Source organism: Cryobacterium psychrophilum (assembly GCF_004365915.1).
In the GTDB taxonomy this organism is placed as follows: Bacteria; Actinomycetota; Actinomycetes; order Actinomycetales; family Microbacteriaceae; genus Cryobacterium; species Cryobacterium psychrophilum.
Window position 1 is genome coordinate 158240 of the sequence record NZ_SODI01000001.1, and the last position, 21309, is coordinate 179548.

The 21309-nt window shown below is 64.8% G+C and carries 23 protein-coding genes; 12 read left to right on the plus strand and 11 right to left on the minus strand.

Features of this window, described 5'->3' with window-relative positions; translation table 11 throughout:
• Window positions 1-76: 76 nt before the first annotated feature.
• Window positions 77-241: a hypothetical protein gene (locus EDD25_RS17335; protein ID WP_166671154.1), complete on the minus strand. Its 165-nt coding sequence runs from the start codon at window positions 239-241 to the stop codon at window positions 77-79.
• 130 nt (window positions 242-371) lie between these two features.
• A complete protein-coding gene (locus EDD25_RS00770; protein WP_134171584.1) occupies window positions 372-1082 on the minus strand; it encodes an SOS response-associated peptidase in 711 nt (236 codons plus the stop codon).
• 72 nt (window positions 1083-1154) lie between these two features.
• On the opposite strand from EDD25_RS00770, the gene EDD25_RS00775 reads away from it, so the two are divergent.
• Both EDD25_RS00775 and cspE read left to right on the plus strand, forming a co-directional pair.
• The gene (locus EDD25_RS00775) at window positions 1155-1991 is read left to right on the plus strand and encodes a DUF3097 domain-containing protein (RefSeq protein ID WP_134171585.1); all 837 of its coding nucleotides are present in this window, start codon (window positions 1155-1157) and stop codon (window positions 1989-1991) included.
• A gap of 248 nt (window positions 1992-2239) precedes the next feature.
• The gene (gene cspE / locus EDD25_RS00780; protein WP_134171586.1) at window positions 2240-2443 is read left to right on the plus strand and encodes a transcription antiterminator/RNA stability regulator CspE; all 204 of its coding nucleotides are present in this window, start codon (window positions 2240-2242) and stop codon (window positions 2441-2443) included.
• A 90-nt stretch (window positions 2444-2533) separates the two neighbouring features.
• Here cspE and EDD25_RS00785 read toward each other — a convergent pair whose 3' ends face one another.
• Window positions 2534-3013: an Lrp/AsnC family transcriptional regulator gene (locus EDD25_RS00785; protein WP_134171587.1), complete on the minus strand. Its 480-nt coding sequence runs from the start codon at window positions 3011-3013 to the stop codon at window positions 2534-2536.
• Window positions 3014-3120: 107 nt separating this feature from the next.
• Here EDD25_RS00785 and EDD25_RS00790 point away from each other — a divergent pair, with 107 nt between their 5' ends.
• From EDD25_RS00790 to EDD25_RS00795, 3 genes are all read left to right on the plus strand, one after another.
• Window positions 3121-4335 (plus strand): trans-sulfuration enzyme family protein, encoded by a 1215-nt coding sequence (locus EDD25_RS00790; protein WP_134171588.1) that lies wholly within the window; start codon window positions 3121-3123, stop codon window positions 4333-4335.
• Window positions 4336-4549: 214 nt separating this feature from the next.
• Window positions 4550-4678 carry a hypothetical protein gene (locus tag EDD25_RS18105; protein WP_277871674.1) on the plus strand — a complete coding sequence of 43 codons (129 nt, stop codon included), beginning with the start codon at window positions 4550-4552 and terminating at the stop codon, window positions 4676-4678.
• Window positions 4675-5229: a DUF222 domain-containing protein gene (locus tag EDD25_RS00795; protein WP_134171589.1), complete on the plus strand. Its 555-nt coding sequence runs from the start codon at window positions 4675-4677 to the stop codon at window positions 5227-5229. Before EDD25_RS18105 ends, EDD25_RS00795 begins: the two co-directional genes overlap by 4 nt.
• Before the next feature lie 423 nt (window positions 5230-5652).
• On the opposite strand, the gene EDD25_RS00800 is transcribed toward EDD25_RS00795, so the two are convergent.
• Window positions 5653-7470, minus strand: a complete 1818-nt coding sequence (locus EDD25_RS00800) for a DEAD/DEAH box helicase (protein ID WP_134171590.1) — start codon at window positions 7468-7470, stop codon at window positions 5653-5655.
• Between the two features lie 56 nt (window positions 7471-7526).
• Here EDD25_RS00800 and EDD25_RS00805 point away from each other — a divergent pair, with 56 nt between their 5' ends.
• Window positions 7527-8312, plus strand: a complete 786-nt coding sequence (locus EDD25_RS00805; protein ID WP_134171591.1) for an SGNH/GDSL hydrolase family protein — start codon at window positions 7527-7529, stop codon at window positions 8310-8312.
• Window positions 8313-8323: 11 nt separating this feature from the next.
• Here the strand turns inward: EDD25_RS00805 and EDD25_RS00810 are convergent, their stop codons facing one another.
• Both EDD25_RS00810 and EDD25_RS00815 read right to left on the minus strand, forming a co-directional pair.
• The gene (locus EDD25_RS00810) at window positions 8324-9556 is read right to left on the minus strand and encodes a D-alanyl-D-alanine carboxypeptidase family protein (protein WP_134171592.1); all 1233 of its coding nucleotides are present in this window, start codon (window positions 9554-9556) and stop codon (window positions 8324-8326) included.
• 125 nt (window positions 9557-9681) lie between these two features.
• Window positions 9682-10485, minus strand: a complete 804-nt coding sequence (locus EDD25_RS00815) for a TrmH family RNA methyltransferase (protein WP_134171593.1) — start codon at window positions 10483-10485, stop codon at window positions 9682-9684.
• Between the two features lie 275 nt (window positions 10486-10760).
• Here EDD25_RS00815 and EDD25_RS00820 point away from each other — a divergent pair, with 275 nt between their 5' ends.
• A complete protein-coding gene (locus tag EDD25_RS00820) occupies window positions 10761-11543 on the plus strand; it encodes a Sir2 family NAD-dependent protein deacetylase (RefSeq protein ID WP_241986338.1) in 783 nt (260 codons plus the stop codon).
• 20 nt (window positions 11544-11563) lie between these two features.
• Entirely contained in the window at window positions 11564-12163 is a 600-nt protein-coding gene (locus EDD25_RS00825; protein ID WP_166671155.1) for a histidine phosphatase family protein, read from the plus strand.
• Between the two features lie 31 nt (window positions 12164-12194).
• Here the strand turns inward: EDD25_RS00825 and EDD25_RS00830 are convergent, their stop codons facing one another.
• Window positions 12195-13280: a glycosyltransferase family 4 protein gene (locus tag EDD25_RS00830; protein ID WP_134171596.1), complete on the minus strand. Its 1086-nt coding sequence runs from the start codon at window positions 13278-13280 to the stop codon at window positions 12195-12197.
• Window positions 13277-14176 carry an alpha/beta fold hydrolase gene (locus tag EDD25_RS00835; RefSeq protein WP_134171597.1) on the minus strand — a complete coding sequence of 300 codons (900 nt, stop codon included), beginning with the start codon at window positions 14174-14176 and terminating at the stop codon, window positions 13277-13279. Before EDD25_RS00835 ends, EDD25_RS00830 begins: the two co-directional genes overlap by 4 nt.
• A 131-nt stretch (window positions 14177-14307) precedes the next feature.
• On the opposite strand from EDD25_RS00835, the gene treS reads away from it, so the two are divergent.
• Together treS and EDD25_RS00845 are read left to right on the plus strand one after the other, a co-directional pair.
• Window positions 14308-16005, plus strand: coding sequence for a maltose alpha-D-glucosyltransferase (treS, locus tag EDD25_RS00840; RefSeq protein ID WP_134171598.1), 1698 nt, complete (start codon window positions 14308-14310; stop codon window positions 16003-16005).
• A gap of 57 nt (window positions 16006-16062) precedes the next feature.
• Complete coding sequence (locus EDD25_RS00845; RefSeq protein ID WP_134171599.1) at window positions 16063-16749, plus strand: exonuclease domain-containing protein; 687 nt, start codon at window positions 16063-16065, stop codon at window positions 16747-16749.
• A 157-nt stretch (window positions 16750-16906) separates the two neighbouring features.
• Here the strand turns inward: EDD25_RS00845 and EDD25_RS00850 are convergent, their stop codons facing one another.
• The 3 genes from EDD25_RS00850 to glgA form a co-directional block, all read right to left on the minus strand.
• Entirely contained in the window at window positions 16907-17158 is a 252-nt protein-coding gene (locus tag EDD25_RS00850; RefSeq protein WP_134171600.1) for a type B 50S ribosomal protein L31, read from the minus strand.
• Between the two features lie 139 nt (window positions 17159-17297).
• On the minus strand, window positions 17298-18080 hold the full coding sequence (locus tag EDD25_RS00855) for an ABC transporter ATP-binding protein (RefSeq protein ID WP_134171601.1): 783 nt from the start codon (window positions 18078-18080) through the stop codon (window positions 17298-17300).
• A gap of 61 nt (window positions 18081-18141) precedes the next feature.
• The gene (gene glgA, locus EDD25_RS00860) at window positions 18142-19323 is read right to left on the minus strand and encodes a glycogen synthase (protein ID WP_134171602.1); all 1182 of its coding nucleotides are present in this window, start codon (window positions 19321-19323) and stop codon (window positions 18142-18144) included.
• A 78-nt stretch (window positions 19324-19401) separates the two neighbouring features.
• On the opposite strand from glgA, the gene EDD25_RS00865 reads away from it, so the two are divergent.
• The gene (locus EDD25_RS00865) at window positions 19402-20646 is read left to right on the plus strand and encodes a glucose-1-phosphate adenylyltransferase (protein WP_134171603.1); all 1245 of its coding nucleotides are present in this window, start codon (window positions 19402-19404) and stop codon (window positions 20644-20646) included.
• Window positions 20643-21290 carry a phosphoserine phosphatase SerB gene (serB, locus tag EDD25_RS00870; RefSeq protein ID WP_134171604.1) on the plus strand — a complete coding sequence of 216 codons (648 nt, stop codon included), beginning with the start codon at window positions 20643-20645 and terminating at the stop codon, window positions 21288-21290. Before EDD25_RS00865 ends, serB begins: the two co-directional genes overlap by 4 nt.
• The last annotated feature ends 19 nt before the right edge of the window (window positions 21291-21309 follow it).

The window sequence follows — 21309 nt, forward strand, 5'->3', positions numbered from 1 at the left end:
CGCGGCGTTGATCAACCTGGTCGCCGGGCTCCCGCCCAAGGACGGGCGCCGCACGCTACCCAGCCGCGCGGGACGCCTAGTTGCGAAGAAAGTGGAACGGGATAGCGAGAGCCAGCGAAATCGCCAGGATTCCGGCGATGAAGATCGCGCCCTGAAAGACCGTGACCGAGAAGGCAAGGCCGAACAGGAACATGCCCAGGATGAAAATCGCAAGGGCGATAATAAAGGGGACGATGTTCATGGTGTGATCCTCTCGACGTGGTGCCCGCGCAAATTCTCCGGACTCCTCCTTTGAGCGTACCGGCCCCAGCCGATCGAGCTTAACCAAACGCGGCAGGGCGAGGAGAATACGTGGTCGGGAACGGCCCCGCCTAGACGGAATCGCCCCTGAGGGGTCCGATGAGTTCCGGACCATCGCCCACGACCGGTGCAACTTCATAGAAGCGCAGCGTTTCGGCGAGGCCTCGAGACGCGGCAACGGCAGCGTCCACGAAGTCCTGGTCCCCGCGGGTGTGCGGATCGAGCCATTGGTCCCAGGCCTCGTCGGGAAGCGCTACCGGTATCCGGTCGTGAATTGCGGCGAGCGGCCCCTGCGCGTCGGCCGTCAGAATCGTGGCCGAGAGTACCCACCGGGCAGGGTCGTCATCGGCCAGCGCGGGGTTGCGCCACCAGGAATACAGGCCTGCAAACGCGAGCGGGAGTCCGTCATCCGAATGCACGAAGTAGGGAGTCTTCGTGCTTCCCTCTGTGTGCCACTCGTAGTACCCCGTCGCCGGGATGAGCGCACGCCGCGCCTCGACGGACTTCTTGAACGTTGGCTTCTCGGCCGCCGACTCTGAGCGCGCGTTGAACGTGGGGAACGTGGATTTGGGGTCGGTGGCGAATGACGGGATTAACGACCAACGCGCGGACTCGAGGCGACGCACGGCCGGTTCCTGCTTCGCTGACTCCAACACGATCGGAATCTGTTCCGTCGGCTTGATATTCCACGACGGCTCCGGCAGATTCGCCCCCTCGTGTTCAACGTCGAACATGGCAGCGAGATCTGCCGCCGTATCGGTAATGACGTATCGACCACACATGAGTAACAGATTACTCCAGCCCATTGTCGTGGCGGCCGCGACCCGCAGCGCAGGTGAGCTAGCGTCGATTCTATGGACGACCGATACGGCGCAGACGTGCTCTCCCCCGGCTGGCAAAAAGCCGGCCGCATCATCATTCCCACCCAGGAAGCCACCCGCGATCTCGTGGTTGAGGAGGTTGCGACCGGTTTCTGCGGGGCGATCATCCGGGTGGAGAAAAAGATAGTCACGCTGGAAGACCGGCATGGCAAGCACCGGTTATTCCCGCTCGGCGGGGGGTTCCTCCTGGAAGGCAAGCCCGTGGTGCTCGTTGCACCCACCATGGCCGCCGCGATCGGGCGGGCACGAACGGCATCGGGGTCGATGGCTGTGACGGATGCGCCCGCGCGCGTCGCCCGGGCAAGCCGAATCTTCGTCGAGGGTCGCCACGACGCCGAGCTCGTGGAGAAGGTGTGGGGAGCCGATCTGCGCATTGAGGGCGTAGTCGTGGAGTACCTCGAGGGCATCGATCACCTGGAGGAGATCCTCGCGGAGTTCGGCCCCAGCCCCAGACGCAAGGTCGGCGTGCTGGTGGACCACCTGGTCCCCCGCTCGAAGGAGAGCCGCATCGCTGAGGCGGTGGCCCGCGGTCCGCACGGAAAATCCGTTCTCGTGGTCGGGCACCCCTACATCGATGTGTGGCAGGCGGTGAAGCCCGCGAGGGTGGGCCTGTCCGAATGGCCCCAGATACCGCGCAGCATCGAATGGAAGCACGGCATCTGCGCCGCTCTCGGTTGGCCGCACGAGGAGCAGGCGGATATCGCCAGGGCCTGGCAGCGGATCCTCGGGCAGGTGCGTACGTACGCCGATCTCGAACCCCAGCTCCTCGGACGTGTCGAACACCTCATCGACTTCGTGACCGTGGATTGATGAATTGCGGGCGTGCGCAAAGAACCCTCCGCCTCGAAAAGACCGAGGGTTTGTTTTGAAACGCCGCCTAAGTTCGTATCTATGGCCGATGTGGGCTAGTGTTGGTTCTGAAGTTGTAGTGCTTGCACGTCTTAAACGCATTGACCTCGGTTGATGCGCCACATTCCTTTCGGAAGCGGACGACGAATACCGCGACGAGCGGCCCTGACAGTCGGGGTCGATCTAACACTCCTGGAGGAGTTTTACAAATGGCAACAGGTACCGTAAAATGGTTCAACGCTGAAAAGGGCTTCGGCTTCATTGCACCCGACGACGGAAGCGCCGATGTTTTCGCGCACTACTCCGCGATCGCGTCGAATGGCTACAAGTCCCTCGATGAGAACCAGAAGGTCGAGTTCGAGGTAACCCAGGGCCCCAAGGGCCCCCAGGCCGAGAACATTCGCTCCCTCTAAGCTTTTTTGAAAAGCTGTAGCTTATAAACAGCTATAGATAGAGTTCCGTAACGCCCCCGCCTCTGGCGGGGGCGTTACCTCGTTAACCACTTATTTGACCAGGTCCTGCCAGCCGTCACCGTCGACGTACTCAAAGATCAGGTTGGTCTCGGTGTGGGCGACGGCCGGATGCTCCGCGAGGTGTTCCAGAACGAAGTCGCGCAGATCTGAGGCGTCGGCCGCCGCGACGTGCAGCAGGTAGTCGTCGGCCCCCGCGGTGTGGAACAGCCCGATGACACCGGGCCAGTGCGGTGCAGCGTTGCGGAAATCATCAATCTGCGCGCGGGCGTGTTTGGCCAGTCGCACCGAGATGAGCGCCTGCAGGGATGCACCAAGCGCCGCGAGGTCGATGTTCGCTCGATAGCCGCGAATATGACCGAGCTGTTGCAGTCGACGCAACCGCAAGGACACGGTGGACTCCGCCACTCCGATCTCGCCCGCCAACGCCGCCCCTGACGCGCGGGCATTCACCGATAGCGCTCGCAGAAGCGCACGATCGACCCGGTCTAGTTCTGGCTTCTTCGATTCCATCGCTGTGCTCCTTCGTTGCAGAGAAGTTTATGCGATATTCGCACGAACTTGTGGCAGAGTCTGCAGAGCCACTTGCGCATACGAACAGAATCTGTTTCTGTCGAAGAATGTTGCCATCGTCGTCACACATCGAAACCCGTGCGGTCCACTCCGGGATGAGCGGACTCACCGAAAGCGGGTCCCACGTACCCGTCATTGATCTCTCCACCACGAATCACCTGACCGGGGTCGATTCCGGTGGCGATTCCTATGAGAATCTGGCGACGGGAGGAACCCTCCAGCCCGGCGACTCCGCGGTGTATCAGCGCTTGTGGCAGCCCGGTGTCGCCCGGTTCGAGGAATCGCTCTCCTCGCTCGAAGGGTCGGAATCCACTGTCGCGTTTGCCAGCGGGATGGCCGCGCTGACGGCCACCCTTATCGCCACCGTCACTGCGGGCAAGCCGCACATCGTGGCATTGCGCCCGATCTATGGCGGAACGGACCACGTGCTCGCGAGCGGTTTACTTGGCACCGAAATCACCTGGGCGGATGCGGGCGGCGTGACTGCCGCCATCCGACCCAACACCGGACTGGTCATCCTGGAATCCCCCGCCAACCCGACCCTGCAGCTGACCGACATTCGCGCGATTGTCGACGCGGCCGGGACGGTGCCGGTGCTCGTCGACAACACCTTCGCCACGCCGGTGCTGCAGCGACCGCTCGAATCGGGCGCAACCCTCGTACTGCACAGTGCCACCAAGTACATCGGCGGACATGGGGATGCGATGGGCGGAACCGTGTCCGGCCCGGAGGAATGGATGGTGCGCCTCCGGCAGGTGCGTGCTCTGACCGGTGGGTTGCTGCATCCGCTGAGCGCCTATCTCCTGCACCGCGGGTTGCGCACCCTACCCGTGCGCGTGCGCGCCCAGCAGGCGACGGCCGGCCTGATCGCCGGCCGACTCGTCGGCCACCCCGCGCTGAGTCGGGTGCTCTACCCCGGGCTCACCGGGCAGGACCCGCAGGCACTGATTGGACGCCAGTGTGCCGGCGCCGGTTCGCTCATCGCCCTGGACTTCGGCGACTATGACGCCGCCGCGCGTTTCACCGAGTCGCTCCGGCTCATCACGCACGCCGTGTCTCTCGGCGGGGTCGACTCGCTCGTGCAGCACCCGGCTTCGCTCACGCATCGCCCGGTCGAGGCGAGTGCGCGCCCCTCCGCCGGCGTCGTGCGCATCTCGGTGGGCCTGGAGCACGTTGACGACCTCATGGCCGACATCCTCGCCGCCCTCGAGGCCAGCCGTGAAGCGGGCACCGTACGGTCCACGGTTCCGCTGGTGGGCTAAGGGCTGCGCGAAGCCGGTAACGCGAGCTCGCGGGACCGGGCGGGCCGGGCCTCGCCGGTGGGCTGCGGTCCCGCACGGGGCGGCCCTGGGCTCTCCCCGGGGCGATTCTGCGTTCGTGAACGGATGTTGCTGGTGGTGAAGAGGTGTTGTAACCTCGGAACTATTTGTCTGAGAGTTCCTCGTTTGTGTGTACGAATCGGGGTAAAATGGGGGCGTGGACACGAGCGAAGAACCGGAAGATCCCCTCCGCTGCGTTGCCGCCGCTGCCGACCCGTTCGGTTTCGTTGACGGTGACGGTGTCGCCCCGGAGTTGATGGGCGTGGAGCTGATCAGCCGGGCGTGATCAACCTCGTCAAGGGTGACGCGCAGGTCGGCGCCCTGATTGATCGGGTGATGTACGTCGAGAAGGTGATCGTCTGGGCGCAGGCCTCCAGGGTCGAGGCGGTGGATCGGGCCTTCACGCGGGCGACGGACGTTGCCCAGACGGGGAAGGCAACCGGTACGGACCGGTGGGATGCCCGGTACGCTGCGGAACGGGCGATGACGGCGGAGATCGCGTGCGCGCTGCGTATTCCGCAGAGCACCGCGGCAGGCCTGTGGCGGGAGAGCCGGTGCCTCACGCATGCGTTGCCGCTCACGCTGGCGGCGTTGCGGGCCGGGCAGATCAGTGCGCGTCATGCGCAGCGCATGATTGATCATGTCGCGTCGATTCCGTCCCGGTCGCAGCGGGAGTTTGAGGCGGCGGCGCTTCCGTTCGCGGTGACGTTGACGGTGTCGAAGTTTGATCTGAAGGCGCGTCTGTTGCGGGAGGGCCTGCACCCGGGCAGCCTGGAGGGGTATGGTCTGATCGACCCGGAGGCCGCACACCGACTGGTCGGTCACCCAGACCGATGACGGGGTGCTGCACGGGGTCTCCCCAACCGGCAGGCCCTACGCCACCGACCCGGCCACCCGCATGCCGCCCCCGCTCGCGCACCCCGGCGAGGGACCCCGAACGCGCGAGAAATACATCAACCCGTTCGACACAGACTGGCCCACCGACCCCCTCCGCGACCCCGCGCCCTTCTAACCGCCATCAGAAGGCGAGTTGATCCGGAACCGCGTTGATCCGTTACGACACGCTCAGCGAGCCGGACCAACCGAACCAGCGGTGCAGGCAGAGGGCGGCGTGGTTCTCCGCGCACTCGGTCGGCACCGGCGGGCTTCAGAACTGCTCCGTCGTCACGAAGGTACGGACCCGACCAAACCGGCCAGGATCTCGGATCCCGCGTCGGTCAATACTCACCCGGGCTGCCGAGAAGACGACTGAGAACAGGGCTAGCTGCGGCCGAGACGGCGGCGGAGCAGGTCGATGCGCATCTGCAACTGGGTGACGCTGGCCTGGGCGACCGCGGGGCCGCCGCACAGCCGCCGCAGTTCCGAGTGGATCATGCCGTGGGGCTCTTCGGCGAGCTTGGACCACATGCCCACGAGGCTCGCGAGGAGCGTCCGCTGTTCCTTCAGCGTGCGATAGAGCGGCGGGGGGTCCTCCGGGGCGATCTCACCCGTTGCCGGGTCCTTACGGCGGTCTGTAGAGCGTTTGGCCTGCTTGGTCTGGTGGTGCCGCAGCAGTTCGGAGACCTGTTCAGGCTCCAACAGGCCCGGGATGCCGATGAAGTCGAATTCCTCATCGGTTCCAGGTTCGGCCAGTTCGCCGAACTCGTCGCCGTTGAACATGACCATGTCGAACGTGGCCTGGGAGTCCAACGCCTGCCAGGTGAAGTCGTCTTCGCCGAGGTCATCCGAGGCCTTCTCGTCCTTGTTGGCCGCGGCAACCATGGCGTCTTCGGGGTTGTACATGCCGTCATCGCCGTCTTCACGGTTGCTGCGGTCAAGCGCATGGTCGCGTTCGAGCTCCATGGCGTTGGCGAGGCTGAGCAGCCCCGGCACGTTGGGCAGGAAGATCGACGCCGTCTCACCGCGGCGACGGGCGCGCACGAATCGGCCGATCGCCTGGGCGAAGTACAGGGGGGTCGCGGCGCTTGTGGCATAGACGCCCACCGCGAGCCGCGGCACGTCGACGCCCTCAGACACCATGCGCACGGCCACCATCCATCGCCTGGTGTTCTTCGAGAATTCGTCGATACGGTCGCTGGATTCCTTCTCGTCCGAGAGGACGATCGTGACCGGCTCCCCACAGATCTCCTCGAGGATCACCGCGTAGGCCCGTGCGGTTGTCTGGTCGGTCGCGATCACGAGGCCGCCGGCATCCGGGATGCCCTGGCGCACGGCAGTCAGGCGCTGGTCCGCCGATCGAAGCACCGCCGGGATCCACTGGCCGGTCGGCTCAAGTGCGGTGCGCCACGCCTGGCTCGTGATGTCCTTGGTGTTGCCCTCCCCCAGTTTGGCTTCCATCTCGTCGCCGGCGCGCGTGCGCCACTTCATGTGCCCGGCGTAGACCATGAACATCACCGGGCGAACGACGCCATCGGCCAGCGCGCGGCCGTAGCCGTAGGCGTAGTCGCTCTGTGACATGCGAATGCCGTGCTTGTCGGGCAGGTAGCTCACGAACGGGATCGGCGAGGTGTCAGAGCGAAACGGGGTACCGGTGAGAGAAAGCCGGCGCGTCGCCGGGCCGAAGGCCTCCCGGATGGCGTCGCCCCAGCTCAGCGCATCGCCGCCGTGGTGGATCTCGTCGAGAATCACGAGGGTGCGGCTGGACTCGGTGAGTCGCTTGTGCAGCGCCGCCCGGGCGGCAACCTGCGCATACGTGACCACGACGCCGTGATAGTGGCTGCCGTAGATGCCGTCGGCGTTCTTGAACATCGGGTCGAGACGGATGCCTGCCCTCGCCGCGGCATCCGCCCACTGGTTCTTCAGATGCTCGGTCGGGGCAACAACCGTGATGCGGTCGATGGTGCGGCGCGAGCGCAGCTCGGCGGCAAGTCGCAGCGCGAACGTGGTCTTTCCGGCACCCGGTGTGGCTGCGGCGAGAAAATCCCGGGGCTCGTGCACGAAGTAGGTCTCAAGGGCTTCGGCCTGCCAGGCCCGCAACTTGCTTGCGGTGCCCCACGCGGCTCTCTCCGGGAAGGATGGGGACAAGTGTTCGGCTGCACTCGTCCCCTGCGCGGGGCCGAAAATAGATGGAGTATTCACTACTCCCCAAGATATCAAGTTGTGCGGGGGAGCATATGTCACGGCACAATGTCAGGATGACGAATCAGCAGCATCCGTGGTCCCGTTACGTCGCCGTGGGCGATTCCTTCACGGAGGGAATCGGCGACCCCGAACCGTCTGCCCCTGGGGGAAGCCGGGGGTGGGCCGACCGAGTGGCCGAGATGCTCAGCGCCGGGACCGACGATTTCGCGTACGCGAACCTCGCCGTGCGGGGCAAGCTCATTCGACAGATCAGCCACGAGCAGATCGAACCGGCCATCGACCTGCGACCCGACCTGGTCACGTTCTCGGCCGGCGGCAACGATGTGATTCGACCGGGTACCGACCCGGACGAGATAGCGTCCCGCTGCGAGGAAGCTGTGGGCCGGCTCCGCCGTGATGGCGCGACGGTCGTGCTGTTCACCGGTGCCGACGTGGGCTTCTCCCCCGTGTTTCGCGGCATCCGCGGCAAGGTCGCCATCTACAACGAGAATCTGCGCGCCGTCGCCGAGAAGCATGACTGCATCGTGGCCGACATGTGGTCGCTGCGGGAGATTCAGGATTCGCGCATGTGGGCACCCGACCGGCTACACCTGAACGCCCTGGGCCATCACACCGTGGCTCGGATGGTGCTCTCGGCGCTCAATGTGGAGAACACTCTTGAGCCACAGAATCCCGAACCGATGCGCGGCACGACCTGGCACCAGGCCCGCACGGAAGACCTCGTCTGGGCCAGGGAATACCTTGTGCCGTGGGTACTGAGACGAGTGCGGCACCAGTCGTCTGGTGACAATGTGCTGCCCAAACGCCCGGCCGCCGGACCCTTCCTGCTGCACCAGTAGCCAGCGGGCCGCTAACCGGCCGCGAGCTCGCCCGGGTGGCTGAACCGCCAGCCGGGACCCGGGCCGGTGAGGGGTTCGTCGAGCACCAGGGGCACACTGACCGACCGGTCCCCCACGGTGAAGTCCACGTCGCCGACCGAGTCGCCCGTCTGGCCGACGGTCATGTTTCGTGCCGTGATCGCGCCGGTGACGGGAGTGTCCGACCAGACGAGGACGGAGGCGTCCTCGCCGGCCACCGCGTCTGCCGTCTGCCCCCACTTCGTCGTGTACGAGCCGAAAGAATCGCCCTTCGCGGCGAGGTCCACGTCCTGGAAGCCCGGCTTGACACTCGCGATGAGCGCAGCAATCGCATCATTGAGTTCCCCGTGCGTGTCGCCGCCGAGCACCACGCCCACGAGGGTGACGGTCTCGCCGCCCACGGTGAGGTCCGTCGAGAACAGCAGGCACGCGCCGGCGGCATCGGTCGTTCCGGTCTTGATGCCGTCAACGCCCCCCGTGCCGAGCAGCTTGTTCGTGTTCGTGACCCTGCCGATCGTGGGCAGAACGGCAGCAGGCATTGCCACGATCTCGGCCAGTGCCGGGTTACCGACGGCAAGTTTCGCGAGCTCGACGAGGTCCGCCGGGCTGCTCACGCTGCTGGACGAAATGCCGCTCGTGTCGGCCACGACGGTGTCGGTGAGGCCCTTCGCCTGCAGCCAGGAGTTCGCGGCCGTGAGGTAGCCCTTCTCGCTTCCGTAGGCCCACACGGCAAGGGAGGCCGCGTAGTTATTGGCGGAGGGAAGCAGCATGGCCTCGAAAGCCTCTCGCTCGCTCAGCACCATGCCCGATACGACGGTGGCGACAGAGCCGTTCTCGGCGAGTGACTTGTAGTACAGGTCAATATCGGCATCGGTGAAGGTGATGTCGGGCCCGGCCTCGCCCGCGGCGAGAGGCTTGGCGTCCAACACCACGAGTGCCGTGACCATCTTCGTGATGCTCGCGATCGGAACGGATGCCTGTTCCCCGTGGGACGCGAGCACCCCGGGGAATCCGACGGCCCCGATCGCACCCTCGCCGAAGCTCGGCCATGCCGGTTCCGTCGTCGGCTGTGTCAGATCCGCGGGCTGACTGATCGTGGCGGCCGACGCCGGCACGGGGGCGAGCCCGGTGGCACCGAGGTAACCGACGCCCACGAGGGCAATGAGGAGGGATCCGAAGACGGCGAGGCGCCTTCGGCGAAGGGTCACGCGTCGGCTCTGGGGCATCCGTCAATCGTACCGGCCCTGGCCTCGCCGGTGCCTTGCCTGGCCGTCGTCGCACTCGTTAGAGTCCCGGGCACTCGTTGAAATTAGTGCTGTGGGACCAAACGAGTGCCGCGACTCCACAATGGCTAGAGGCGTAGGGCGTAGAGCGCGACGGCGCTCGCCGAGGCCACGTTGAGCGAATCGACGCCGTGCAGCATGGGGATGGTGACCACGGTGTCCGCAGCCTCGAGCGCGTGGGGGCTGAGACCATCGCCCTCGGCCCCGAGCACGAGGGCCACCCGCTCCGGCGCGGTGGCGGCGAAACGATCGAGGGACACGGCCTCGTCGCTCAGCGCCAGCGCTGCGAGGTGGAAGCCGGCCTCGCGTAGCAGCGGCGTCGCCTCACTCCACTCGGGGAGCCGGGTCCACGGCACTTGCAACACGGTGCCCATGCTCACGCGGACGCTGCGTCGGTACAGTGGGTCCGCGCAGCGCGGCGTGATCAGCACGGCGTCGGCGCCGAGGCCCGCCACGGAACGAAAAATGGCACCCACGTTCGTGTGATCGACGATGTCTTCGAGAATCACGATGCGGCGGGCGTCGGCGATGAGCTCTGACACCGACGGGAGCGCCGGACGATGAATGGCGGCCAGGGCGCCGCGGTGCAGGTTGTATCCCGTGAGCTTCTCCAGTATTCGAGACTCCCCCACGTACACGGGCACATCCGGCCAATCCTGGAGCAGCCGTTCCGCGTCGGGCAGCCACTGCTCCTGAACGAGGAGGGAGCGCGGCTGGTGGCCCGCAGCGAGGGCGCGACCGATCACCTTGGCAGACTCCGCGATGTAGAGACCACCGGCGGGCTCGGAGACCCGTCGCAACGCGACATCGGTGAGGCGGGAGTAGTCGCTCAGGTCGGGCAGATCGAGGTCGGTGATGGGGATGATCTGCACGGGAAGAGCGCCTTTCGAGGGAGAGTTACGTTCAGCCTGACAGGTCGGCAATCATTTCTGAAAACAGACGAGTTTAGAATTGTAGTGTGGGAAAATACGAGCCCGCGGTTTCCCCGGGTCCGGGTGGAACTCCACAGATCGAGACGGGAGCATGTATGACAGCCGATCTGTTCCCGCGTGCCGGCATCCTGACTGACGCAGTGTTAGCCCATGAGGCGCCTGCCGGTACACCGGACAACTCCACGGCGCGGACACAACTCGACGCCCTCGCCGACATGCTGCGCGGACGCCAGGCCGTCGTCCTGACCGGCGCCGGGCTCAGCACCGACTCGGGTATTCCGGACTATCGGGGCGAGGGCGCTCCTCAGCGCACGCCCATGACCTTTCAAACTTTTGCGAGCAACGAGCGCGCTCGAAAACGTTATTGGGCGGGCAGCCATCTGGGGTGGCGACATTTTCGCGCGGCACAGCCCAACATGGGTCATACCTCACTGATGCGCCTCGAGGCCTCTGGTGTGTTCTCCGGCATCATCACGCAGAACGTTGACGGCCTGCACGCGCGCGCCGGGTCCCGGCACGTCGTCGAACTGCACGGATCGATGGATCGCGTTATCTGTCTCGTCTGCGGACAGGCCTTCGGGCGAGACAGCGTGGCGGAGCGGCTGGAAGATGCGAACCCGTCGCTCAGAACGCCCGAGGCCGTGCGCATCGCTCCGGACGGCGACGTCGACGTCGATGACATTGACGGTTTCACCATTCCGGCCTGCACGGTCTGTGGCGGGATGCTCAAGCCCAATGTGGTGTTCTTCGGTGAGCTGGTGCCCACCGAACGGTTCACGGCCGCCCAGTCGCTCGTGCAGGCCGCCGAGGCGTTCGTTATCGCGGGGTCCTCTCTCGCGGTGAATTCCGGCATCCGCTTGCTTGAACAGGCTCGTCGCCGCAAACTACCGATCATTGTCATCAACCGCGGCGCCACAAAGGGCGACGGACGCGCGGTGCTCAAGCTCGACGCCGGCACCTCGGAGACCCTCGCTGGGTTGGCGGACCGCCTGTGCTGAACAGTACGGAGGCCGCGCGCGTGACACGGCTGTCCATCGTGCGCCATGGCCAGACCGAATGGAACCTGCACCAGCGCATCCAGGGGAGCACGGACATCCCGCTGAATTCCACCGGGCGGGCCCAGGCCGCCGAGTCGGGCATGCGCCTGCGTGAGCGACATTGGGACGTTGTCGTGAGCAGCCCGCTGCTGCGAGCCGAAGAAACCGCGCGGATCATCGCCGGCGAGCTAGGACTCACCCGACCGGAACTCGATGCGGATATGACCGAACGTCACCACGGCGAGGTGGAGGGGCTCACCTTCGCGGAACGGCAGAAGCGCTTTCCCGACGGCGTCCCCGTCCCCGGTCTGGAAACCCGCCAGCACGTCTTGGGCCGGGTGCTGCCCGCACTGGCGCGCCTGGCCGACGTGCATGACGGCAAGTCCGTGCTGATCGTGAGCCACGGCGGCATCATCGGCACGCTGCTGCGCCATTTCACCGACGGGGAACGCCCGCGCCACGACGAGATCATCGCCAACGGTTCGGTGCACGATTTCGTCTGGCAGTACGGCCGCATTGAACTCACGCATTTCGACGCGACGCTCCGCACGGTCAACGAATCATTCGACGTTCTGCGCTGAGCGGCCAGCGAGCACGTCGGTGAGGCGGGTCTCAGCCCCGTGAGCCCGGCTCGACCTGTTCGGTGATCGCCGCGAGCAGCTTGACCGCAGAGGCCCGCCACGTGAAGCGCGACGCCGCGACAACGGAGCGACCAGACCGAGCCGCCCACTCCCCCGGTTCGGCCAGTGCGTGCACGGCGGCGACGAGAGCCGCCGGGTCGGTGGGCTCGAAGTAGAGGGCGGCGTCGGCACCGATCTCTCGAAAAATGGGGATGTCGCTCACCACGACCGGAACGCCGAGGCTCATCGCCTCGACGAGCGGAATGCCGAAACCCTCGTCCAGCGATGCGGTCACGAGGGCGGTCGCCGAGCGGAGCACGGCGGTGTACTCCTCGTCGGTCGCCCCGTTGTGAAAGACGAGTCGAGCCTGTGGGGCGAGACTCGTGAGCCTGGCCCGCTCTTCCTCGGATACCCGGCTCATCAGGTGTAGTTCGTGTTCGGGCAGTTCGGCCGCGGCGCGCACGAGGGCGTCCACGTTCTTGTACGGCATGAAGGAACCCATGTAGACCAGCCGGCCGGTTGCCGGGGCGAGGCGCGGCGCCTGCGGACCATCGTTTGGGGCAGGCGCTGCGGCGTTGGGGACGACCCGCACGGGGCGCCTAGTGAGGTGGTGTTCTGCGATGAGTGAACCGGTGGTCTCGGAAACCGTGACGACCGCGTCCGCGCGATTGAGAAGCATCCGCTGCGGCCACCAGGAGAGGTGGTAGAGGCGCCACAACAACCGAATCGTCCACGAGAACTCTCGAGGGGGCGTGCGATTGCGGTAGTAGATGAGGTCATGCACGGTGAGCAGCAAACGATACGTGCGCCCCCAGGAACCCATGGTCTGCATGGGGCTGAACACGACGTCCGGGTTGAGCCGGTTCACCTGGTACGCGACCAACGGTTCACGGATGCTCGTGGGTGCGCTCACGAGTTGCCACGGCACGTTCGGCAGCATGGCCAGCTGGCGGTGATCGCTGATGAGCATGGTGAGCGGATGCAACGCGGCGAGTTCGGTGACCAGCCCCGCCGTGTAGCGACTGATCCCGTCGTGACGATCCGTCCTGGTGTACCGGCAGTCGAAGACAATCTTCATGTCGTTTCCGCCAGGGCGAGGAAGGTCCGCACCTGCGCGGCGGCGGGGGACGGCATTTCATAGTGGATGAGGTGGCCCACATCCTGGATCACCGCGAGCGAGGCATCCGCGAACAGCGTTTGCAGGCGATACTGCGCCGCAACAGGGGTGATGTCATCTTTTTCCGCGGCGATGAGCACTGTTCGCTGGGGAATGCGGGCTGCGAACTCGCTGACATCGTGTCCGACCGAGGCTCGGAAGGCATCAAGAACGACCGTGCGGTCGGAGAACGCCGAGAAGAATCGGTCGTGCTGGTTGTGGATCCACCGGCGCAGCCCGTGGTTCCTGGTCTTGGTCATCGTGACGCTCATGATGCGCACGATGGCCCGGTTGCAAAGCAGCGCGAAACCGAGGCGCTCCGGAAGGGTTGCCGCTGCCCAGTAGTAGAAAACTGCGAGTCGGGTGAGAACCCCGCGCGGCCCGGACAGAGCCGGCGCCGCGATGGGGTTCACGAGAACGACGTCGTCGGCGGGCATGCCGCCGGCCAGCGCCGCGGCGACAACGATCGACCCGAAGGAGTGCCCGAGGATGACGACGCGACCGGTCGGTGCAAGCGCTTTGAGGAACGCTGCCAGCCAGAACGCGTAGCCGTCCAGGTCGTGGCGTCGGCCCACGAGCGGCTCGGACTCTCCAAAACCCGGCAGGTCCGGTGAGATGATCCGCACCCCGGGGAGGTGCGCCACGACGGGTTCGAGCCCGTGGTGATCGCCCCGAAAGCCGTGCACCATCACGATTGTCGTGGCTGATTCGGGGTCGCCGTACTCCCAGAACGCACTCCGGCTGCCACACACCGTGAGGGTGCGGGCCGTCACAGGGATCAGGTCAAGCAGGTCGGCGTAGGGGGAAGGAACGATCATCAAAGAAAGTTTATCGGGGAGACTTGCCTGCGTCTGGCCAGACACTGACCGCGTCGCTCTAGACTCGGTCTGATCTGGCTTTCAGATCGACTATTTGCTGACCAGTGCCCTGTTGGGCCGGGAGGATCGCCGTGAGCTTTACTGCACCCATTCAGCTGCCCGGGTTGAGTCTGGACCCGCTCTGGTACCGTCGCTCGGTCTTTTACGAGGTGATGGTCCGCTCCTTCGTCGACAGCAATGCCGACGGTTTCGGCGACCTCGCGGGACTCGTCTCCAAATTGGACTACCTGCAGTGGCTCGGAATCGACGCTCTCTGGATTCCTCCGTTTTTCACGTCACCGCTCCGGGACGGTGGTTACGACGTCTCGAATTATCGGTCGATCCTGCCCGAGTTCGGCACGCTGGAGGAGTTCAAGGACCTGGTCACGAAGGCGCACGAACGCAACATGCGCATCATCATCGACCTTCCGCTGAACCACACCTCCGACCAGCACGAGTGGTTCCAGCAGTCCAGGGAAGACCCCGAAGGCCCCTTCGGGGAATTCTATGTCTGGAATGACACGGACGACAAGTACCCCAACATTCGCATCATCTTCACCGACACCGAGGAATCGAACTGGGCCTTCGACGCCGTGAGGCGGCAGTTCTTCTTTCACCGCTTCTTCTCCCACCAGCCCGACCTCAACTTCGAGAATCCGGCCGTGCACGAGGCCATGGTCGATGTCATTCGTTTTTGGCTCGACCTCGGGGTCGACGGATTTCGGCTCGACGCCATCCCCTACCTGTACGAATCGGATGAGGGCAATGGTGAGGGTGAGCCGCCCACGCACGAGTTCGTTCGGCAGCTGCGGGCCATGGTCGATCGGGACTACCCAGGTCGGGTCATGATCGCCGAGGCGAACCAGTGGCCGCGTGAGGTTGCCGCCTTCTTCGGTACGGAGGAGGAGCCCGAATGCCACATGGCCTTTGACTTCCCGGTCATGCCACGGATCTTCTACTCGCTGCGCTCACAGCAGGCCAATGAGCTCGTGCGCGTGCTGTCCGAGACCACCGATATCCCCGAGGGGGCCGGCTGGGCCGTGTTCCTGCGTAATCACGACGAGTTGACGCTCGAGATGGTGAGTGAGGAATACCGGCAGGCGATGTATGGCTGGTACGCCTACGACCCACGGATGCGAGCGAACATCGGCATCCGTCGTCGGCTGGCTCCGCTGTTGGACAACTCCCGCTCCGAGCTTGAGCTCGCGCACGCCTTGCTCTTTGCCCTGCCGGGAAGCCCGTTTCTGTACTACGGCGACGAAATCGGCATGGGCGACAATATCTGGCTGCCCGACCGGGATAGTTCGCGCACACCCATGCAGTGGACACCCGACCGCAACGCCGGCTTTTCCTCCGCCGACCCCGGCAAGCTGTTCCTGCCCCTTGTGCAGTCCCTCGTCTACAACTACACGCAAACGAACGTGGAAACGCACCTCGCCCAGTCGGGATCGCTGCTCCACTGGATCCGCAACGTCATCCACGTGCGGAAGGCGCATCCCACGTTCGGTCTCGGTGCGATCAAGGTGCTCACGACGAACCATGAGTCGGTTCTCGCGTTCACGCGCTCTTACGCCGGAAGCGGAAAGATGTACGGGGACCAGCCGGAAACGGTCCTGTGCGTTTTCAGTTTTTCGCACAATCCGGTCGCGTTTCAGATTACCGACCCGGAGATGGCGGGGACGCGTCTCTACGACCTGTTCGGCGGCGCCGTCTTCCCGAGCTTCGACGCGGAGGGGGCGCTCACACTGACGCTGGGCGCCCAGAGCTTCTTCTGGCTGCGCTGCGGATAGGACAGCCGCCGGGCTGGCCTGCCGGGCAGTGTCGGTAGGCGCCCGTAGGGTGGGGGTATGAGCAACTGGAGCGATCGACTCGCCGTCTTTGATTTAGAAACAACCGGAATCGACGTGGAGACCTGTCGCATCGTTTCAGCGACCGTGGCGGTGCTCGGTGAGAACGGCGACGTTGAACAGCGCATCGATTGGCTGTTGGACCCGGGTGTCGACATTCCCGCCGGAGCCACGAACGTGCATGGCATCACGACCGAACACGCCGTCTTGAACGGGCAGAAGGCTGCCGAGGGGGTCGCGGAGATCGTGGCAGCACTTAGCGCACATCTCGCCAACGGCCTGCCGGTGGTGGCCTACAACGCTCCGTATGACCTCACATTGCTGAATCGTGAGGCCACGCGACACGGGATCGCACCGCTGCTGTCGCCGTATCCGGTGATTGATCCCCTCGTCATCGACAAGGGCGTCGACAAGTACCGCAAGGGAAAGCGCACCCTCGAGGCCACGTCGGCCTTCTATGGGGTGACCCTCGCCGACGCGCACGATGCAGGAGCAGACGCCATCGCCGCGGGTCGGGTGGCGCAGGCCATTCACCGGGCGCATGTGAACGCCCTCCCGACCACGCTCTCTGAGCTGCACGCCGCCCAGATCACCTGGTACCGCCAGCAGGCGGAAAGCTTTCAGGAGTACATGCGCCGGGGCAGAGATCCGGAGTTCGTGGCCGACGTGCTGTGGCCGGAGCGTTAAAGCTCCATTTTCAGTGGCCGCGTAGTTTTCGTTCGCGGATCAGTGCGGAACGCAACGAAAAGGCGACCAGCAGAAGCTGGTCGCCTTTTCGTTGGGGCACGTGCTCTCTCGTCGAAATGCTACGAGAACGCGGTGCCGATTGAGCCTGGTGCGGCTGTTATTTGCCGAAGCCCTTGTAACGCGAGTTGAACTTCTCAACGCGTCCAGCGGAGTCCATGATGCGCTGCTTGCCCGTGTAGAACGGGTGCGACTCGGAGGAGATTTCGACGTCGATGACCGGGTAGGTCGTTCCGTCTTCCATCTCGATGGTCTTCTTGCTGGAGACCGTGGAGCGGGTGAGGAAGGTCGCGCCCGAGGCGAGGTCGCGGAAAACGACGGGGTTATACACGGGGTGGATGTCAGACTTCATGAAGAGTTCCTTATCGCACTTCAGGTGAACAGACTTTTAACTGGTCACAGTGCTGTCTAGTGGTGCAAAACTGTGCGGCCAAATGGCCACCGTCTACGTTAGCAGAAAGGCGTCTCCGCGGGGGAAGGCACAGGCAAAATTAGAGTGACCGGGCCGCGTAACGACCGTCGGTTTCGGTGAGTTCAATGTTGAGGCCAAAGGTCTCCCTCAGGGCCTCGCCCGTCAGTGCTTCAGCGAGGGGCCCCGATGCAACGATGGCGCCGTTCTTGATCAGCAGTACATGGGTGAAGCCCAGGGGTATTTCTTCCACGTGGTGCGTCACCATAATGATTGCCGGGGAGTGCGGTTCCTTCGCGTAGCCGCTCAGCAGCTGAAGCAGGGCCTCCCGCGCTCCGAGGTCGAGGCTCGCGGCCGGCTCATCGAGCAGCAGCATCTCGGGGTCGGTCATAACGGCCCGTGCAATCTGAACGCGCTTCTGCTCGCCATCGCTCAGGGTGCCAAATTTGCGCTGAGCCAGGTGCTCCAATTTCCATTCGTTGAGTACGCGCTGGGCGCGGCGCTCGTCGATGTCTTCGTATTCCTCGTTCCAGCGGCCCGTCACGGAGTATGCGGCCGTCATGACGACGTCGAGGACCTTCTCGTCGGCCGGGACGCGACGCGCCATGGCGGTCGACGCGAAGCCGATGCGCGGACGAAGCTCAAAGAGGTCCGTTCCCCCGAGCGGCTCCTCAAGAACCTCGGCAGTACCGCTCGACGGGTGAGTGATCGCGGCGGCAATCTGCAGGAGCGTGGTCTTGCCGGCACCATTGGGACCGAGAATCACCCAGCGCTGATCATCGTCGACGCTCCAGTTCACTGAGTCGAGGATGGTTGTACCAGCCCGGACGACGGATACGTCGGTGAATTGAAGAACGTTGACCATTAGGCCATGTTATCGGGCGTCGCCCGGTCGCCGGGTACAGGGCGACCGGGCAATGGTCGGTCTACAGCAACGAGGCGTAGATCTCACGGGTGCGCGTCGCGATCTGCGCCCACCCAAATTCCTTCTCCGCGCGGATGCGACCCTGTCGTCCCATCTCGGCCGCCCGCACCGGATCGGCCACGACTTCGGTGAGTACCCGCGCCAAATCGGCCACGAATTGGTCGGGGTCAAGCGGAGTTCCGGTTCCATCCGTCATCTGATCGATGGGAACGAGTCGCCCGGTCTCACCGTCCGCAACAACCTCCGGGATGCCGCCCGTGGCGGTTCCGACGACCGCGAGACCGCACGCCATGGCTTCGAGATTGACGATGCCCAGCGGCTCATAGATCGACGGGCACACGAAGACGGTCCCCTGGGTCAGGACCGCTGAGAGCTCGTGCTGCGCCAGCAGTCGGTTGATCCACACGACTCCGGAACGTTCTTTCTGCAGCTCCTCGACACCGGCCGTGACCTCAGCGAGGATGCCTGGGGTGTCCGGCGCTCCGGCGCACAACACAAGCTGAACATCTGCTGGCAATACTGCTGCAGCCCGCAACAGGTACGGGAGCCCCTTCTGACGGGTGATGCGTCCGACGAAAACGACCGAGGGGCGATCGGGATCGATTCCCAGGGACCGAACGAAGTCAAGGTCGGTGGTCGGCTTCCACCGGTCGAGGTCGATGCCGTTGTAGACAACGTGCACCCGGGATTTGTCCAGGGACGGATAGCTCCGCAGAATATCGCGGCGCATGCCACCGCTCACGGCGATGACGGCATCCGCTGCCTCAAAGGCGGTCTTTTCGATCCAGCTCGACACTCGATAGCCGCCGCCGAGCTGCTCTGCCTTCCAGGGCCTCAGCGGTTCGAGGCTGTGTGCCGTCACGACGTGCGGTACACCGTGCAGGAGCTTGGCGAAGTGCCCGGCACCGTTCGCGTACCAGGTGTGGGAATGCACAATGTCCGCCCCTCCCACGTCCTGTGCCATCTGGAGGTCGACACCGAGGGTGGCCAGCGTGGGGTTCGCATCCGTGAGCGTGGGAGGCACATCATATGCATACGTCTCCGCATCCGTGCGGGGCGGGCCGAAGCACCGCACCGTCACATCCGTATCTTCACGAAGTGCCTTGACGAGCTCCGTCACGTGCACGCCGGCACCGCCATAGATCTCGGGCGGGTATTCCTTGGTCAGTATGTCCACTCGCATGGAGCAAAGCTAGCGCAGCGAGACATGCAACACACGCAGGTGGCGCATGACACTCCCTATTAGCCCTACTCTGTACACATGAAGGCCAAGAAGATCTTTGGAATAGTACTCGCTGGTGGTGAGGGCAAGCGGCTGATGCCGCTCACCGAAGACCGCGCAAAACCCGCCGTACCGTTCGGCGGTCACTACCGCCTGGTGGACTTTGCGCTGTCCAACCTGATCAATTCGGGGTTGACCCAGGTTGTCGTCCTCACGCAGTACAAATCACACAGTCTCGACCGTCACGTGTCACAGACCTGGCATATGAACGGAGGCCTGTCGAATTCGTACATTGCCTCTGTACCGGCGCAGCAACGCCTCGGCAAACGCTGGTTCAGCGGGTCGGCTGACGCCATCCTGCAGAGCCTCGACCTCATCCATGACGAAAAGCCCGACATTGTTGTCGTGGTCGGCGCCGACCATGTGTATCGCATGGACTTCAGCCAGATGATCCAGGCTCACATCCGCTCTGGTGCCCAGGCCACCGTTGCCGCCATTCGTCAGCCGATCGGCCTCGCTGACCAGTTCGGCGTGATCGAGGTCGACGCCGCAACCCCCGACCGGATCAAGGACTTCCGCGAGAAGCCCAAGGACGCCGTCGGCCTGGCCGACGCGCCGCATGAGGTGTTCGCCTCGATGGGTAACTACGTCTTCAACACTGACGCGCTGATCGAAGCCGTTCTGCGCGACGGAGAACGTACAGACTCGAGCCATGACATGGGTGGCGACATCATCCCCGACTTCGTCGCGCGCGGCGAGGCCGGTGTCTATGACCTCCAGCTCAACGATGTGCCCGGTTCCACGGACCGGGACCGCTACTACTGGCGCGACGTGGGAACGATCGACTCGTTCTTCGAAGCGCACCAGGACCTGATCTCTGCCCTCCCGATCTTCAACCTCTACAATCAGGAGTGGCCGATCTTCAGCCAGCAGCTGAACTCGCCACCAGCCAAGTTCGTACGGGACGCCCGAGGCACACTCGGCACCATGATCGACTCGATTGTCTCGCTCGGTTGCGTCATCTCGGGCGCCCACATCGAACGCAGTGTGCTCGGTCCTTGGACGGTCATCGGCTCTGGCGCCGAGGTCGTCGACTCCATCGTCTTCGACCGGGTGCAGATCCTGGCCGACGCCGTCGTGCACCGGGCGATCCTGGACAAGGAGGTCGTCGTTGAGGCCGGTGCATCGATCGGAGTCGACCGGGACCGCGACCTCGCTCGTGGCTTCAGCGTGACCGATTCTGGAATCACCGTGGTCGGCAAGGGCGTGCGCGTCCACCCGTGACCCCTGCAACTCGCTTTCTCGTCGTTCTCGACGTGGACTCCACTCTTATCCAAGACGAGGTCATTGAGCTCCTGGCGGATGCCGCTGGATCTCGTGAACTCGTCACCGAGGTCACCGAACGGGCAATGCTCGGTGAAATCGACTTCGCCGAAAGCCTCCGCGCGCGCGTCGCCACGCTCGCGGGGCTCCCGGAGAGCGTCTTCACCGACGTGGGGCGGATCATCCGCCTCACTGAGGGCGTGCCGGAACTCATCGCCGGCCTGCACGCGAACGGATGCCGCGTCGGCGTCGTGTCCGGCGGGTTTCATGAACTGTTGGATCCCCTGGCCGCGGAGCTCTCCATCGACCACTGGCGGGCCAACCGGTTGGAGATCGTCGGAGGACGCCTCACCGGGCGCGTGCTGGGGCCCGTGATCGACGCCGCAGCCAAAGCGTCGGCACTGCGGGAGTGGGCGCTCGCCGACGGCGTGCCGCTCCCCCGTACCGTCGCCGTCGGGGACGGCGCCAACGACCTGGACATGATGGACGCCGCCGGTCTCGCCATTGCCTTCAACGCGAAACCCCGCGTGAGGGCCGCCGCCGATCTCGCCATCGACGTGTGCGACCTCAGCCAGGTTCTCCCGCTGCTCGGGCTGCGCGGCTGATCGGCGTGCGGCTGAGGAG

Coding starts and splice junctions, on each gene's coding strand:
- EDD25_RS00865 (WP_134171603.1), top strand. CDS start 19,402: ATGAAGGCCAAGAAGATCTTTGGAATAGTACTCGCTGGTGGTGAGGGC.
- EDD25_RS00855 (WP_134171601.1), bottom strand. CDS start 18,080: ATGGTCAACGTTCTTCAATTCACCGACGTATCCGTCGTCCGGGCTGGT.
- EDD25_RS00785 (WP_134171587.1), bottom strand. CDS start 3,013: ATGGAATCGAAGAAGCCAGAACTAGACCGGGTCGATCGTGCGCTTCTG.
- cspE (WP_134171586.1), top strand. CDS start 2,240: ATGGCAACAGGTACCGTAAAATGGTTCAACGCTGAAAAGGGCTTCGGC.
- EDD25_RS00820 (WP_241986338.1), top strand. CDS start 10,761: ATGCTGCGCGGACGCCAGGCCGTCGTCCTGACCGGCGCCGGGCTCAGC.
- EDD25_RS00810 (WP_134171592.1), bottom strand. CDS start 9,556: ATGCCCCAGAGCCGACGCGTGACCCTTCGCCGAAGGCGCCTCGCCGTC.
- EDD25_RS00835 (WP_134171597.1), bottom strand. CDS start 14,176: ATGATCGTTCCTTCCCCCTACGCCGACCTGCTTGACCTGATCCCTGTG.
- EDD25_RS00805 (WP_134171591.1), top strand. CDS start 7,527: ATGACGAATCAGCAGCATCCGTGGTCCCGTTACGTCGCCGTGGGCGAT.
- EDD25_RS00845 (WP_134171599.1), top strand. CDS start 16,063: ATGAGCAACTGGAGCGATCGACTCGCCGTCTTTGATTTAGAAACAACC.
- glgA (WP_134171602.1), bottom strand. CDS start 19,323: ATGCGAGTGGACATACTGACCAAGGAATACCCGCCCGAGATCTATGGC.
- EDD25_RS00770 (WP_134171584.1), bottom strand. CDS start 1,082: ATGTGTGGTCGATACGTCATTACCGATACGGCGGCAGATCTCGCTGCC.
- EDD25_RS00775 (WP_134171585.1), top strand. CDS start 1,155: ATGGACGACCGATACGGCGCAGACGTGCTCTCCCCCGGCTGGCAAAAA.
- EDD25_RS00830 (WP_134171596.1), bottom strand. CDS start 13,280: ATGAAGATTGTCTTCGACTGCCGGTACACCAGGACGGATCGTCACGAC.
- EDD25_RS00850 (WP_134171600.1), bottom strand. CDS start 17,158: ATGAAGTCTGACATCCACCCCGTGTATAACCCCGTCGTTTTCCGCGAC.
- EDD25_RS17335 (WP_166671154.1), bottom strand. CDS start 241: ATGAACATCGTCCCCTTTATTATCGCCCTTGCGATTTTCATCCTGGGC.
- EDD25_RS00790 (WP_134171588.1), top strand. CDS start 3,121: ATGTTGCCATCGTCGTCACACATCGAAACCCGTGCGGTCCACTCCGGG.